This window comes from Pseudomonas sp. 05L36 (genome assembly GCF_056398125.1).
This window is the reverse complement of sequence record NZ_JBFTOU010000042.1, coordinates 17,659-32,387: the sequence shown is the minus strand read 5'-3', so window position 1 is coordinate 32,387 and position 14,729 is coordinate 17,659. Positions and strand designations below refer to the sequence as shown.

The window sequence follows — 14,729 nt, the reverse complement described above, 5'->3', positions numbered from 1 at the left end:
AGCATTGGAACCACCTGATCCCATCCCGAACTCAGCAGTGAAACGATGCATCGCCGATGGTAGTGTGGGGTTTCCCCATGTGAGAGTAGGTCATCGTCAAGATTAAATTCCGAAACCCCAATTGCGAAAGCAGTTGGGGTTTTGTTTTTTTTGCCTATTTACACCTCGAACACTGTGCCCTGTAGGAGCGAGCATGCTCGCGAAAAGCGCCAAGGCACCGCGCGGCACCAGGCAGCCAGCGTCATCGTTGACGACCATCGCGAGCATGCTCGCTCCTACAGATGTTAAAGTCGTCCTTCGATTTTGCATTTCCAGGGACGCCACTATGCCGGACGCAACACCCCTCAGTGCTGGTTTTATGGTGGTTCACGGCAACCGCCTGGATGAGTTGCGCAGCCTGGTGGTCAGCTGGATGCGGCGCTACCCGCTGGCTCCCCTGGAGAATGAAATCGCGTTGGTGCAAAGCAATGGCATTGCCCAATGGCTGAAGCTGGCACTGGCGGAAGATTCTGAGGACGACGACATGGGAGGCTGCGGCATCGCCGCGGCCATTGACGTGCAGTTGCCCGGTAGTTTCATGTGGCAGCTCTATCGCATGGTACTTGGCCGTGACGAAATTCCAGTCAAGTCCCTGCTCGATAAAGCACCGCTGACCTGGCGTCTGATGCGCCTGCTGCCGCAATTGATCAACCAACCGCACTTCGAGCCGCTGCAGCGTTTCCTGACCCATGACACCGATCTGCGCAAACGCTATCAATTGGCCGAGCGTCTGGCGGATCTGTTCGACCAATACCAGGTCTATCGGGCTGACTGGCTGGAAGACTGGGCAGAAGGTCGCCATCAAACAAGAAGCGCCAGGGGCGAAGCCAAACCCCTGACCCCGGCCAATTGCTGGCAGGCAGAGTTATGGCGCGCACTCTTGCTGGATGTGGGAGAAGAAGGCATGGCGCAAAGCCGTGCCGGTGTCCATCAGCGATTTGTCGAGCGCATCAATAACCTCGAAACAGCTCCCAAGGGATTACCCTCGCGAGTGATCGTTTTCGGGATTTCTTCCCTGCCTGCCCAAACCCTGGAAGCGCTGGCGGGACTGGCACGATTCAGCCAGGTCCTGCTGTGCGTACACAACCCGTGTCGTCATCATTGGGCGGACATCGTCGCCGATAAAGACCTGTTGCGGCATCAATACAAGCGTCAGGCCCGCAAAAACGGCATGCCGGTAGTGATCGATCCGCAAACCCTCCACCAGCATGCTCACCCATTGCTGGCTGCCTGGGGTAAACAGGGGCGGGACTACATCAACCTGCTCGACAGTTATGACGATCCCAACAGCTATCGTTCGGCATTCCGCGACGGGCGCATCGACCTGTTCAGTGATGGTCAGCCGCTGAATGTGCTCAACCAGTTGCAGGACGACATCCTCGAGTTGCGCCCCCTCAACGAGACTCGGGAGCGTTGGCCGGCTATCGATCTGCACAAGGACGAATCGATCCGTTTTCACGTCGCCCACAGCGCCCAGCGAGAAGTCGAGATCCTCCACGATCAACTGCTCGCGCGCTTCAGCGCCGACCCGACCTTGCGGCCCCGGGACATCATCGTGATGGTCCCGGACATCGACAGCTACGCACCGCACATTCGTGCCGTGTTTGGTCAGCTTGACCGCCAGGATCCGCGCTTCATTCCGTTTACCCTGGCGGACCAGGGCCAGCGTGGCCGCGATCCACTACTGATTGCAGTCGAGCACCTGCTCAAGCTGCCTGACAGCCGATTCCCCGTCAGTGAGATTCTCGATCTGCTGGACGTCCCGGCACTGCGTGCTCGCTTTGGTGTTGAGGAGCGCGATCTGCCGACGCTGCACCGCTGGATCGAAGGTGCCGGCATTCGCTGGGGCATGAACGCCGAGCAGCGTGCCGGGCTCGGGCTGCCGAATGAGCTGGAGCAAAATAGCTGGCGTTTCGGCTTGCGCCGGATGTTGCTAGGTTATGCCGTTGGCAGCGCCGATGCTTATGAGGGTATCGAGCCCTACGACGAAATCGGGGGCCTGGACGCCGCGCTAATCGGCCCGCTGGTTGCGCTGCTGGACGCGCTGGAAGTGGCTCACCACGAACTTTCTCAGCCTGCATCGCCGGGGCAATGGGGCTTGCGCTTGCAGGCGTTGGTGCAGTTGTTCTTCCTTGCCAGTAACGAACACGATGACTACTTGCTGGCTCAGCTCGAAGAGCTGCGTGAGACTTGGCTCGAGACCTGCGAGTCGGTCGGGTTGCAGGACGAGTTACCGCTGACCGTCGTCCGTGAAGCCTGGCTTGCGGGTCTGGATCAGGGCCGTTTGTCCCAACGCTTTCTGGCCGGAGCGGTCAACTTCTGCACCTTGATGCCCATGCGCGCCATCCCGTTCAAACTGGTGTGCCTGCTGGGCATGAACGACGGCGATTATCCGCGCGCGCAGCCGCCACTGGATTTCGATCTCATGGGCAGTGATTACCGTCCAGGTGACCGCTCCCGACGCGAAGATGACCGCTACCTGCTACTGGAAGCCTTGTTGTCGGCACGGGACCAGCTCTACATCAGTTGGGTGGGCCGCAGCATCCGCGATAACAGCGAGAGGCCTGCGTCGGTGCTGATCGGCCAGTTACGCGACCACTTGGCCAGCGGTTGGCGATTGTCACAAAGCGACAATGACCTGCTGGAGGCCATGACCCGGGAACACCCGTTGCAACCTTTCAGTGCCCGCTACTTTCACGAAGGGGATGAGTCGTTCAGCTACGCCACCGAATGGCAGGTGCTTCATCAGGCGACAGAGCAACAGGCAAGCGCGGAAGTGCTCGAGGCTCACGTTCAGGACGAACCGCTGAGTCTCGGTCAGTTGCAGGATTTCCTGCGCAACCCGGTACGGCACTTTTTCAGCCAGCGCCTGAAGGTCTTCTTCGAGGCGGCCGAAGTGCCCTTGGCTGATGAAGAGCCTTTTGTCCTGGATGCGTTGCAGCGTTACAGCCTAAGTGACCGTTTGCTCGAAGCGGCGCTGGCTGACCCGGGAAATACCGGACAGGCGCTGGAGGAACAGGCGAAACGCCTGCAAAACAGCGGGCTGTTGCCCATGGCCGGATTCGGTGAGTGCCTGCAGCGTGAATTGATCGAGCCATTACCTGACTTGCTGCAACGCCACCAACAGCTCCTGGCTTTGTGGCCTACACCGCTCAGCAGCGCGTTGCCAGTCAGTCTTGAACTGCAAGGCCTGCACATTGAGGGCTGGCTCAGCGGCCTGCATCAGCGCGCCGATGGTGGATTGCTGTCTATCACTACGATCCCCAACAGTATCGGCTCGATCAAGTCACGCAAATGGCATCGTCTGACACGTCCGTGGCTCACCCATCTGGTGGCTTGTGCCAGTGGCATGGCGTTGACCACCGCATTGGTGGCCAGTGACGACAGCCTGCTGCTCGCTCCGCTGGATGAGACCACCGCGCAGAAAATTCTCGGTGACCTGTTGATGGCCTGGCAGTCGGGCATGCGCCAGCCTCTGCCGATCGCGGTCAAGACAGCCTTTGCGTGGCTGGGGCAAACCGACCCGGTCAAGGCCGATGCCGCTGCGCGCAAGGCCTATGAAGGCGACGGGCAGACGACGGACGGAGAGCGTCGCGAAAGCCCGGCACTCGCGCGCCAATTCGCCGATTACGATGCCTTGAATGCCGATGAGACGTTCCCCGATTGGTGTGACGCGCTCTATCGCCCGCTTCTTGAAGCTCCTTGGCGTTCACTGTCCAGCGAGGAGTCGCGCTGATGAGCACGAAGACACCGCTGGCCCTGGCCTTCCCGCTGCGTGGCAGCCAGTTGATCGAAGCCAGCGCCGGGACCGGCAAGACATTCACCATTTCCGCGCTGTACCTGCGTCTGGTGCTTGGCAATGGCGGGGAGGACAGTGGCTTCGGACGTGAGCTGTTGCCGCCGCAAATCCTCGTCGTGACGTTCACCGACGCCGCTACCAAAGAGCTGCGCGAACGCATTCGCACGCGGCTCGCCGAGGCCGCGCGATTTTTCCGCGATGAAACACCTGCCCCCGACAGCCTGATTGCCGAGTTGCGTGATCAGTATTTGCCCGAGCAATGGCCCGGGTGCGCAAACCGCCTGGATATCGCCGCGCAGTGGATGGATGAGGCGGCGGTGTCGACCATCCACAGTTGGTGCCAGCGCATGTTGCGCGAGCACGCCTTCGACAGCGGCAGCCTGTTTACCCAGACCCTGGAAACCGACCACAGCGACTTGCTGGGGGAAGTCCTGCGCGATTACTGGCGGCTGTTCTGTTACCCGATGCAAGGTGACGCATTGAATTGGGTGCGCAGCAATTGGGGCGGTCCGGCGGCGCTGCTGCCGCGGATTCGTGCGCTGTTTGCCAGCGAGCGGGATACGCTTGAAGGGAAAGAGCCCGCCGAGTTGATTTCGCAATGCTTGCAAGAACGACGGGTTGCCCTGGTCGAACTGAAGAAGCCCTGGCTGCAGTGGGCGGACGAGTTGCTTGCGATCTGTCACCAGGGCGTTGCCGGCAAGGCTGTCGACGGTCGCAAGATGCAGGCTCGCTATTTCGAGCCCTGGTTTGAAAAGATCAAAGCCTGGGCCGAAGACGAATCCCTCGAGCACCTGGATATCGGCACCGGCTTCACGCGCCTGACCCCTGATGGCATGGCCGAAGCCTGGAAGGGCGAAGCGCCTCGACATCCGGGGCTCGATGCGATGGCCGGCCTCAAGGCCTGTCTCGATGGGTTGCCAACACCTGATGCCGCCGTGCTGCAACATGCGGCCCGCTGGGTCGGAGCGCGATTCGAGGAAGAGAAACGTCGCCGTGCGGAAATGGGTTTCGACGACATGTTGCTGCGCCTCGATGCGGCCTTGCAGTCCGATGGCGGCGAGCGACTGGCAACCCTGATTCGTGAACAGTTTCCGGTCGCCCTGATCGATGAGTTCCAGGACACCGACCCGGTGCAATACCGGATCTTCGAGAGCATCTACCGCATTGAAGAGAACAGCCCCGAGTGCGGTCTGTTCCTGATCGGCGACCCGAAACAGGCGATCTACGCTTTTCGCGGTGCCGACATCCATACCTACCTGCGCGCCCGCCAGGCCACCACCGGCCGACTGCACACCCTGGGCACCAACTTCCGCTCAAGCCATGGCATGGTCAACGCGGTGAACCATGTATTCGAGCGCGCCGAGGCCCGGCAGTCAGGGCGCGGCGCTTTTCTCTTTCGGCAGAAGAACGGCGACAACCCGGTTCCTTTCATGCCTGTTGCCTCACAGGGCCGCAAAGAAGTCCTGCGCGTCAATGATCAGGCAATGCCGGCCTTGAACATCTGGCACTTGCCGGCCGAACAACCGTTGTCCGGTGCGGTGTACCGGCAACAACTGGCGGCTGCCTGCGCCAGTGAAATCACGGCATTGCTCAATGGCGGACAGCAGGGGCAAGCGGGGTTCACCCAGGGCGGCAAGGCCTTCAGAGGCCTGCTGCCGGCGGACATCGCCATCCTGGTCCGCGACGGCAAGGAGGCGCAGGCGGTTCGTGCGCAATTGGCCGCCCGTGGCGTGCGCAGTGTTTACCTGTCGGACAAGGATTCGGTGTTCGCCGCTCAAGAGGCGCATGACGTGCTGACCTGGCTCAAGGCCTGCGCCGAGCCGGATGTCGAGCGCCCGCTGCGAGCCGCGTTGGCCAGCATCACGTTAAACCTTTCGTTGACTGAGCTGGAGCGGCTGAATCAGGACGAGTTGGCCTGGGAAGCCCGGGTCATGCAGTTCCGTGGCTATCGCGAAGTCTGGCGCAAGCAGGGCGTACTGCCGATGCTGCGGCGCTTGCTGCACGACTTCCGTCTGCCCCAGGCGTTGATCGCCCGCAGTGACGGCGAGCGCGTGTTGACCAACCTTCTGCACCTTTTCGAACTACTGCAACAAGCCGCCGCCGAACTCGATGGCGAACAAGCCCTGATCCGGCATCTGTCCGAGCATCTGGCGTTGTCCGGGCAGGCTGGCGAAGAGCAGATCCTGCGTCTGGAAAGTGATGAGCAATTGGTCAAGGTCGTGACCATTCACAAGTCCAAGGGCCTTGAATACCCCTTGGTGTTCCTGCCGTTCATTTGCTCGGCGAAACCGGTGGATGGCAGCCGCCTGCCATTGCACTACCACGATGAATCAGGCAATGCCCAGGTCACCTTGAAGCCGACGGCGGAGTTGATTGCCCAGGCTGACGATGAGCGTCTGGCCGAGGATCTGCGCTTGCTCTATGTCGCCCTGACCCGGGCGCAACACGCCTGCTGGCTGGGGGTGGCCGACCTCAAGCGCGGCAATAACAATGGCTCGGTGCTGCATCTGTCGGCATTGGGTTATCTGCTGGGCGGCGGCGCGCCTTTGGCTGATTCCCCGGCGTTGCAGCTTTGGTTGCGAGACCTGCAACAGGACTGCCCGGCGCTGGCGTATGCCGAGATGCCTGAAGCGACTGCAGAGCATTACCGGCCACCGCAAAATGACGCGGCACTGCTGGTTCCGCTGGTTCCGAAACGCAAGGCCAGTGAAAACTGGTGGATCGCTTCCTACAGCGCGTTACGCATTGGCGACACCCTGAGTGTCGGCACCGACGAGGCGCCGGAGAGCCCGCAGGCGCAAAAACTGTTCGATGACGAACGCCTCGACCCGCAGGCCCCCAGGGAAGTGGTGGCCGGTGGTGGCGATATCCATCGCTTCCCGCGCGGCCCGAACCCCGGCACCTTCCTCCATGGCTTGCTCGAATGGGCGGGAGGCGAAGGTTTTGACGCGGCACCACAAGAGGTAATCGACGCCATTGCCCGTCGCTGCAACCGTCGAGGCTGGGAGGGCTGGATCAGCACCTTGAGTGACTGGCTGCAGCATCTGCTCAAGTCGCCGTTGCAACTGGGCAGCGGTCAGGCACCGGTGATATTCGGCCAGTTGACGCAGTATCAGGTCGAGATGGAGTTCTGGTTCGCCAGCCATAAGGTCGATGTGCTCAAGCTCGATGCGCTGGTGTGCCAATACACCCATAACGGCGTGGCCCGGGTGGCCGCGGAACCGGTGTTGCTCAACGGCATGTTCAAGGGTTTCATCGACCTGACGTTCGAACATGACGGCCGCTATTACGTGGCCGATTACAAATCCAACTGGCTTGGCGTCGATGATGCGGCCTACACCGCGCCGGCCATGGAACAATCGATTCTCGACAACCGTTATGACTTGCAATACGTGTTGTACCTGTTGGCCCTGCACCGCCAGCTCAAGGCGCGGCTCGCCGATTACGACTACGACCGACATGTCGGCGGTGCGTTGTACCTGTTTTTGCGCGGTACGCGTGCGGCCAGCCAGGGTGTGTTTTTCGCCCGGCCGCCAAGAGAGCTGATCGAACGTCTGGACAGGCTGTTCCAGGGCAAGCCGGAACCCAAGGCCGAGCCCGCCTGGGAACAGGGAGTACTGTTATGAATCGCACATTCGCCGATTTGTTGCCCACATCGCTGGCAGCCGAAAGCCTGGCCGATCTGGCGCCGCTGAGTCGTGCCGACGACTTGCTGTTGTTGCTCACGCGCTGGGTCGAGCGTGGCTGGTTGCGCGCGCTGGACAAAGCCTTTGTGGCGTTTCTGCATGAACTGGCTCCGGAGGATGATCCGTTGGTGTTACTGGCGGCCGCGCTGACCAGTCACCAATTGGGCCATGGGCATGTCTGTCTCGACCTGTTCGAGACGCTGAAAGAACCGGACTTCGCCCTGTCGTTACCACCCGAAGGTGACGTGCAAGGCGGCGCGATGCTGTTGCCCTCGCAATTGCTGGGATCGCTGGACGGTGCTCACTGGTGCAAGGTGCTGGCCGCCAGCAACCTGGTCGCGCTGGCCGTTGACAGCCGTGACAACGTGCGCGACCGACCTTTGGTTTTATCGGGCAAACGCTTGTACCTGCGCCGCTATTGGGCCTACGAGCGGCGGATTGACCTTTCACTGCGCGAGCGTTTGACGGAACACGAGTCCACGCCGAACGACTTGCTCCAGCGCCTCACCGGGCTGTTTGGTCCTGCCCGGTCCGGTGATGTAATCGACTGGCAGAAGCTCGCGTGCGCACTGGCGACCCGCAGCGCCTTCAGCATCGTGACGGGGGGGCCGGGAACCGGCAAGACCACCACCGTCGTGCGCTTGCTGGCGTTGCTCCAGGCGCCGGCAGTCGAGGCCGGCATGCCCCTGCGCATTCGTCTCGCCGCGCCGACCGGCAAGGCCGCGGCGCGTCTGACAGAATCCATCAGCCAGCAAGTCCGGACCTTGAAGGTCACCCAAGACATACGAGACAAGATCCCCTCCGACGTCACCACCGTTCACCGCCTGCTCGGCAGCCGCCCCGGGACTCGTCATTTCCGGCATCACGCGGGCAATCGCCTGCCGCTGGATGTGTTGGTGGTAGACGAGGCCTCGATGATCGACCTGGAAATGATGGCCAACCTGCTCGACGCCTTGCCGGCCCATGCGCGCCTCGTGCTGTTGGGGGACAAGGATCAACTGGCTTCGGTAGAGGCCGGTGCGGTATTGGGGGATCTGTGTCGCGACGCGGAGGCTGGCTGGTACAGCCCCCAGACGCGCCAGTGGCTGGAAACCGTCAGTGGCGAAAACCTGCAGGCCAGCGGCTTGCAGGAGGATGCACAGGGCACTCATCCATTGGCCCAACAGGTCGTGATGTTGCGCCATTCCCGACGATTCGGTGAAGGCAGCGGCATTGGCCAACTGGCTCGCTGGGTCAACCAGCAACAACCCGAAGAAGCCCGCAAGTTGTTGTCGGCGCGCAGCCATGCCGATGTGTATTGCCTGTCCCTCAAGGGCGAGCAGGACCGGGCCCTGGAGCGCTTGCTGCTCGACGGCCATGGCGAGGGCCCGCAGGGTTATCGGCATTACCTGGGCGTGCTGCGCAATCAGCGGCCGCCACTGGACAGCCCGCTGGAAGATTCGCGCTGGATTGATTGGGCTCGACAAGTGCTGCTGGCCTTCGACGCATTCCAGTTGTTATGTGCCGTGCGCAAAGGGCCGTGGGGTGTGGAGGGCTTGAACCAGCGGGTGACGGAGGCATTGCTCAGGGCGCGCCTGATCGACAGCGACCAGCAATGGTACGAAGGTCGCCCTGTCCTGATGACCCGCAACGATTACGGGCTGGGTTTGATGAACGGCGATATCGGCATTGCCCTGAAGCTCCCGGAACAGGACGGCCACGGAAAACAGGTTTTGCGCGTGGCATTCCCACGCAATGATGGCCAGGGTGGCGTGCGATTTGTCCTGCCCAGCCGTCTGAATGATGTCGAAACCGTGTACGCCATGACCGTGCATAAATCCCAGGGCTCGGAGTTCGCGCATACCGCATTGATTCTTCCTGATGCCTTGAATCCAGTGCTCACCAAGGAACTGATCTACACCGGAATTACCCGGGCCAAGGACTGGTTCACCTTGATCGAGTCGCGTGCGGGCGTGTTTGAAGAGGCGGTGAAACGCCGGGTCAAACGCTTGAGCGGGCTGATGCTGGAGCTAAAGGAAGCCAGCGAGCCGACAGGCTGAAAGGTCACTAATCGGCAAACAGCATCTCCCGGCTTTCGCCCATCAGCAGACCCTGATTCTGCTCGGTGACCTCACGGATGTAATCCCACAGCAGGGTGATCCGCTTGAGCTTCCTCAGGTCTTCGCGGCAGTACATCCAGAATTGTCGGGTGATATTGATTTCCTGCGGCAACACCGGCAGCAGGCGCGGGTCCTGGGTGGCGAGGAAGCACGGCAGGATCGCCAGTGAGCGTCCTTGCTGCGCGGCCACGAACTGCGCTATCACGCTGGTGCTGCGCAGATTGGCGCTGGCGCCGGGCAATACGTTGGCCAGGTACAACAGCTCCGAGCTGAAGGCCAGGTCGTCGACGTAACTGATAAATGAATGCTTGGCCAAATCGGCTGGTTTGCGGATCGGCGGGTGGTTGTCCAGATAATCCTGGGTCGCATACAGCTGCAATCGGTAGTCGCATAGTTTGCAGCAGACGTACGGGCCATGCTCCGGACGCTCCAGAGCGATGACAATGTCGGCTTCGCGCTTGGACAGGCTGATGAAGTGCGGCAGCGGCAGGATATCCACCGAAATGGCCGGATAGGTGTCGACGAAGTGGCTCAGCTGCGGCGTGATGAAAAAGCTGCCGAAGCCTTCGGTGCAGCCCATGCGCACGTGACCCGATAGTGCCACGCCAGACCCGGAAACCTGCTCGCACGCCATGTGCAGGGTACTTTCGATCGACTCGGCATACCCCATCAACCGCTGGCCTTCGGCGGTCAGGATAAAGCCGTTGGTCCGGGATTTTTCGAACAGCAATGTGCCCAACGCGGTTTCCAGGGAGCTGATGCGTCGCGACACCGTGGTGTAGTCCACCGCCAGGCGCTTGGCCGCGGTGCTGGCCTTGCGGGTGCGGGCGACTTCAAGGAAAAACTTGAGGTCATCCCAGTTCAATGAGCCGAGGGAGGTGATGTTTTTTTGCATGTTGGACCGGTTTTTATGTGCGTTCTTATTAGAAGTTTGCACATCTATACTCCAAAAACAGTCCGTTAACCAATTCGCGGCACACGCCTCATCTCAAGGCGACTTTCTCGCCTTGACTCCCAAGATAAAAACAAAGATCTGGAGACCCACATGAACGCATCGCTCACGCCCAACGAAACCACCGTGCAGAAGGTCAAGCTGTTGATCGACGGCGAGTGGGTCGAATCCAAGACCACCGAATGGCACGACATCATCAACCCGGCGACCCAGCAAGTGCTGGCCAAAGTGCCGTTTGCCACCGCCGAAGAAGTCGACGCGGCCATCAGCGCAGCCCATCGTGCCTTCCAGACCTGGAAACTGACCCCGATCGGCGCGCGGATGCGCATCATGCTCAAGCTCCAGGCACTGATTCGCGAACACTCCAAGCGCATCGCTGCGGTCCTGAGTGCCGAGCAGGGCAAGACCATTGCCGACGCCGAAGGCGACATTTTCCGTGGGCTGGAAGTGGTCGAGCACGCCTGCTCCATCGGCAGCCTGCAAATGGGCGAATTCGCTGAAAACGTCGCCGGTGGCGTCGATACCTACACCCTGCGCCAACCGATCGGCGTGTGCGCAGGCATTACTCCGTTCAACTTCCCGGCGATGATTCCGCTGTGGATGTTCCCGATGGCCATCGCCTGTGGCAACACCTTCGTGCTCAAGCCGTCCGAACAGGACCCGATGTCGACCATGCTGCTGGTGGAGCTGGCAATCGAGGCGGGCATTCCGGCCGGTGTGCTCAACGTCGTGCATGGCGGCAAGGACGTGGTGGACGGGCTCTGCACCCATAAGGACATCAAGGCAGTTTCCTTCGTCGGTTCAACCGCCGTCGGTACTCATGTCTATGACCTGGCCGGCAAACACGGCAAGCGCGTGCAATCGATGATGGGCGCCAAGAACCACGCCGTGGTACTGCCGGACGCCAATCGCGAACAAGCGCTGAATGCGCTGGTGGGTGCCGGCTTCGGTGCCGCCGGTCAACGCTGCATGGCCACCTCGGTGGTGGTGCTGGTGGGCGCGGCCAAGCAATGGTTGCCGGATCTGAAGGCGCTGGCGCAAAAGCTCAAGGTCAATGCCGGCAGCGAGCCGGGCACCGATGTCGGCCCGGTGATCTCGAAAAAGGCCAAGGCGCGGATTCTCGACCTGATCGAAAGCGGCATCAAGGAAGGCGCGAAACTGGAGCTGGACGGTCGCGAGATCTCGGTTCCCGGTTACGAGAAGGGCAACTTTGTCGGCCCGACCCTGTTCTCCGGCGTGACCACCGACATGCAGATCTACACCCAGGAAATCTTCGGCCCGGTGCTGGTGGTGTTGGAAGTCAATACGCTCGACGAGGCCATCGCCCTGGTCAACGCCAACCCGTTCGGCAACGGCACGGGCCTGTTCACCCAGAGTGGCGCGGCGGCACGAAAATTCCAGAACGAAATCGATGTTGGCCAGGTCGGTATCAACATCCCGATTCCGGTGCCGGTCCCATTCTTCAGCTTCACCGGTTCGCGCGGTTCCAAGCTCGGCGACCTCGGCCCGTACGGCAAGCAAGTGGTGCAGTTCTACACTCAGACCAAGACCGTCACCAGCCGCTGGTTCGATGACGACAGCGTCAACGACGGTGTGAACACCACCATCAACCTGCGTTAAGGAGCCGGACATGAAAATCGCTTTTATCGGTCTGGGCAACATGGGCGCGCCGATGGCGCGCAACCTGATCAAGGCCGGCCATGCTCTGCGCCTGGTGGACCTGAACAAAGCTGTGCTGGCGGAACTGGAACAGCTGGGCGGCAGTATCAGCGCATCGGCCCGTGAAGCGGCAGAGGGCGCCGAACTGGTGATCACCATGCTGCCTGCTGCGGTGCATGTGCGCAGCGTGTGGCTGGGCGAAGACGGCGTGCTCGCCGGTATCGGCAAAGGTGTGCCGGCCGTGGATTGCAGCACCATCGATCCACAGACCGCGCGGGACGTGGCCGTCGCGGCGGCCAAACAGGGCGTGGCCATGGCCGATGCGCCGGTCTCTGGCGGCACCGGTGGTGCAGCCGCCGGGACGCTGACCTTCATGGTCGGCGCCACTCCCGAACTGTTCTCCACCCTGCAACCGGTACTGGCGCAGATGGGCCGCAACATCGTCCATTGTGGTGAGGTCGGCACCGGGCAAATCGCTAAAATCTGCAACAACCTGCTGCTGGGGATTTCCATGGTCGGTGTCAGCGAAGCCATGGCGCTGGGTGATGCCCTGGGCATCGATACCAAGGTGTTGGCGGGCATCATCAACAGTTCCACCGGACGTTGCTGGAGTTCGGAGATGTACAACCCATGGCCAGGCATCGTTGAAACAGCGCCGGCGTCGCGCGGCTACACCGGCGGCTTTGGGGCCGAACTGATGCTCAAGGATCTGGGGCTGGCTACTGAAGCGGCACGTCAGGCGCACCAGCCGGTGGTACTCGGCGCGGTGGCGCAGCAGTTGTATCAGGCGATGAGTTTGCGTGGGGAGGGTGGTCAGGACTTCTCGGCGATCATCAATGGTTATCGCAAACCGTTGTAGGAGCGAGCTTGCTCGCGATGGTCGTTAACGATAATGCGGGGAGGCTGACACCCCGCGTTGTTCTCAGGTTTTTCGCGAGCAAGCTCGCTCCTACAAAAATTGCATGTACCCAAAGATATTTACCGGGAGATCACGTCGGGTGATCCCCCGGTTTTTTTGTATCAGGCAAACACGAAATATTTGCGCACGGTTTCCACCACTTCCCAGGTGCCTTTCATGCCTGGCTCGATGACGAAAATGTCACCGGCGCGCAGGTGGATCGGCGCCATGCCTTCCGGAGTGATGACGCAGTAGCCTTCCTGGAAATGGCAATACTCCCACTTCACATATTCCACGTACCACTTGCCCGGCGTGCAGATCCAGGTGCCCATGATCTTGCTGCCGTCTTCACTCGTGTAGGCGTTGAGGTTGACGGTGTGCGGGTCACCTTCGAGCTTTTCCCATTTGCAGGCGTCGAGCACGGGCAACGGGTGGGTGTCGCGAAGAACGGTAATCGGTGCGGTCATGATGACTCCGGGCAGTGGGCTCAAGAACTGAAGTCGCACCCTATAGCGCCTGCCCAACCATCAGTTGTCTGTGCTCGACACTGAGCTGTCCAGAAACGCACGACCCTCAAATACGGTTCAGTGGACAGTCGAGCCGGGATTGTTCGAGGCTGTTCTCGAACTCGACCAATTGCGAGTGCTGTTGCGACAGCGCCGCTATCCGTTCGCCGATTTCCTGTTTTTTGCTGGCGATGACCTGATGTGCCCGTTCCCATGGCAACTGTGGGCCCAGATGTCCGGCGAAGATTGACTGCAATTCCTTGAGTCTGAAACCCAGCTGCTGCGCACATTTGATGAAAATCAGCAGTTCGACGCTGTGCTGGTCATAGATGCGGTACTTGCCCTGGCGGCGAGCGGCAGGCAGCAGGCCAATCGACTCGTAGTGGCGGATGCCTTTGACAGTGGTTCCGGAACGTTGCGCGGCTTGGCCGATGTACATGGGAAGGTCCTTTTCTCCGAGGGTAAAGCTCGGTGCATTATCGACAGACTCACCCGCTGGCGATAGCTTCGGCTTGCCGTAACCAGGCCGCATGCCGGTCTGCGCTGGCGCCGAGAATTGGCCCGAAGGTGAGGGTTCGGGTTGGCTTGATGCCACAGAATTCCAGCGTGGTTTTGCGGACCTGATGCAAACCGGGCATGCGGTAGATCCATCGGTAGTACCAGGGCGGTGTGTCCATGGTCACCAGCAGGTGGGCGGTTCGGCCGCGCAGGAGTTTGTCGGGAAAGGCTTTGCCCTGGCGATACTTGAAAGCAAAACCCGGCAAGAACACCCGGTCGAAAAAGCCCTTGAGCAAGGCCGGAATTCCACCCCACCAGATCGGATAAACCAGCGTCAGTTGTTCGGCCCACAGGATGTCGGCCTGGGCGTTACGCAAGTCGGCCTCCAGCGGCTGGACCTGTTGATAGCCTTCACGCAGCACCGGGTCAAAATTCATTGTGCCGAGAAACAACTGACGCACCTCATGCCCGGCGCGCACTGCCGACTGCGTGTAACGTTCGGCGAGGGCGGCGCAGAAGCTGTTGCCGGACGGATGCCCGAGGATCACCAGTATTCGTTTGCCCATCATCGCTGTCCTTGAGGATCAAACCTC

The 14,729-nt window shown here is 60.9% G+C and carries 9 protein-coding genes and 1 rRNA gene; 6 read left to right on the top strand and 4 right to left on the bottom strand.

Going from position 1 to position 14,729, the window contains the following annotated elements:
* From rrf to recD, 4 genes are all read left to right on the top strand, one after another.
* Positions 1 to 102: ribosomal RNA gene (gene rrf, locus AC1DKH_RS28400) — 5S ribosomal RNA — on the top strand; the annotation flags it as partial.
* Between the two features lie 223 nt (positions 103 to 325).
* Positions 326 to 3,775, top strand: a complete 3,450-nt coding sequence (gene recC / locus AC1DKH_RS28395) for an exodeoxyribonuclease V subunit gamma (protein ID WP_477800003.1) — start codon at positions 326 to 328, stop codon at positions 3,773 to 3,775.
* Positions 3,775 to 7,464, top strand: a complete 3,690-nt coding sequence (gene recB / locus AC1DKH_RS28390) for an exodeoxyribonuclease V subunit beta (protein ID WP_477800002.1) — start codon at positions 3,775 to 3,777, stop codon at positions 7,462 to 7,464. The genes recC and recB overlap by 1 nt, the downstream gene beginning before the upstream one ends.
* Positions 7,461 to 9,563 carry an exodeoxyribonuclease V subunit alpha gene (recD, locus tag AC1DKH_RS28385; protein WP_477800001.1) on the top strand — a complete coding sequence of 701 codons (2,103 nt, stop codon included), beginning with the start codon at positions 7,461 to 7,463 and terminating at the stop codon, positions 9,561 to 9,563. The genes recB and recD overlap by 4 nt, the downstream gene beginning before the upstream one ends.
* Before the next feature lie 7 nt (positions 9,564 to 9,570).
* On the opposite strand, the gene AC1DKH_RS28380 is transcribed toward recD, so the two are convergent.
* On the bottom strand, positions 9,571 to 10,518 hold the full coding sequence (locus AC1DKH_RS28380; protein ID WP_477756016.1) for a LysR family transcriptional regulator: 948 nt from the start codon (positions 10,516 to 10,518) through the stop codon (positions 9,571 to 9,573).
* Between the two features lie 150 nt (positions 10,519 to 10,668).
* Here AC1DKH_RS28380 and AC1DKH_RS28375 point away from each other — a divergent pair, with 150 nt between their 5' ends.
* Together AC1DKH_RS28375 and mmsB are read left to right on the top strand one after the other, a co-directional pair.
* Positions 10,669 to 12,195, top strand: a complete 1,527-nt coding sequence (locus AC1DKH_RS28375) for a CoA-acylating methylmalonate-semialdehyde dehydrogenase (protein WP_477756017.1) — start codon at positions 10,669 to 10,671, stop codon at positions 12,193 to 12,195.
* 10 nt (positions 12,196 to 12,205) lie between these two features.
* Positions 12,206 to 13,093 carry a 3-hydroxyisobutyrate dehydrogenase gene (gene mmsB, locus AC1DKH_RS28370; RefSeq protein WP_477800000.1) on the top strand — a complete coding sequence of 296 codons (888 nt, stop codon included), beginning with the start codon at positions 12,206 to 12,208 and terminating at the stop codon, positions 13,091 to 13,093.
* Between the two features lie 161 nt (positions 13,094 to 13,254).
* On the opposite strand, the gene AC1DKH_RS28365 is transcribed toward mmsB, so the two are convergent.
* From AC1DKH_RS28365 to AC1DKH_RS28355, 3 genes are all read right to left on the bottom strand, one after another.
* Positions 13,255 to 13,599, bottom strand: coding sequence for a cupin domain-containing protein (locus tag AC1DKH_RS28365; protein WP_007988984.1), 345 nt, complete (start codon positions 13,597 to 13,599; stop codon positions 13,255 to 13,257).
* Between the two features lie 106 nt (positions 13,600 to 13,705).
* Entirely contained in the window at positions 13,706 to 14,077 is a 372-nt protein-coding gene (locus AC1DKH_RS28360; RefSeq protein WP_477756019.1) for a MerR family transcriptional regulator, read from the bottom strand.
* 49 nt (positions 14,078 to 14,126) lie between these two features.
* Positions 14,127 to 14,705, bottom strand: coding sequence for an NAD(P)H-dependent oxidoreductase (locus tag AC1DKH_RS28355; RefSeq protein ID WP_477756020.1), 579 nt, complete (start codon positions 14,703 to 14,705; stop codon positions 14,127 to 14,129).
* Positions 14,706 to 14,729 lie beyond the last annotated feature (24 nt).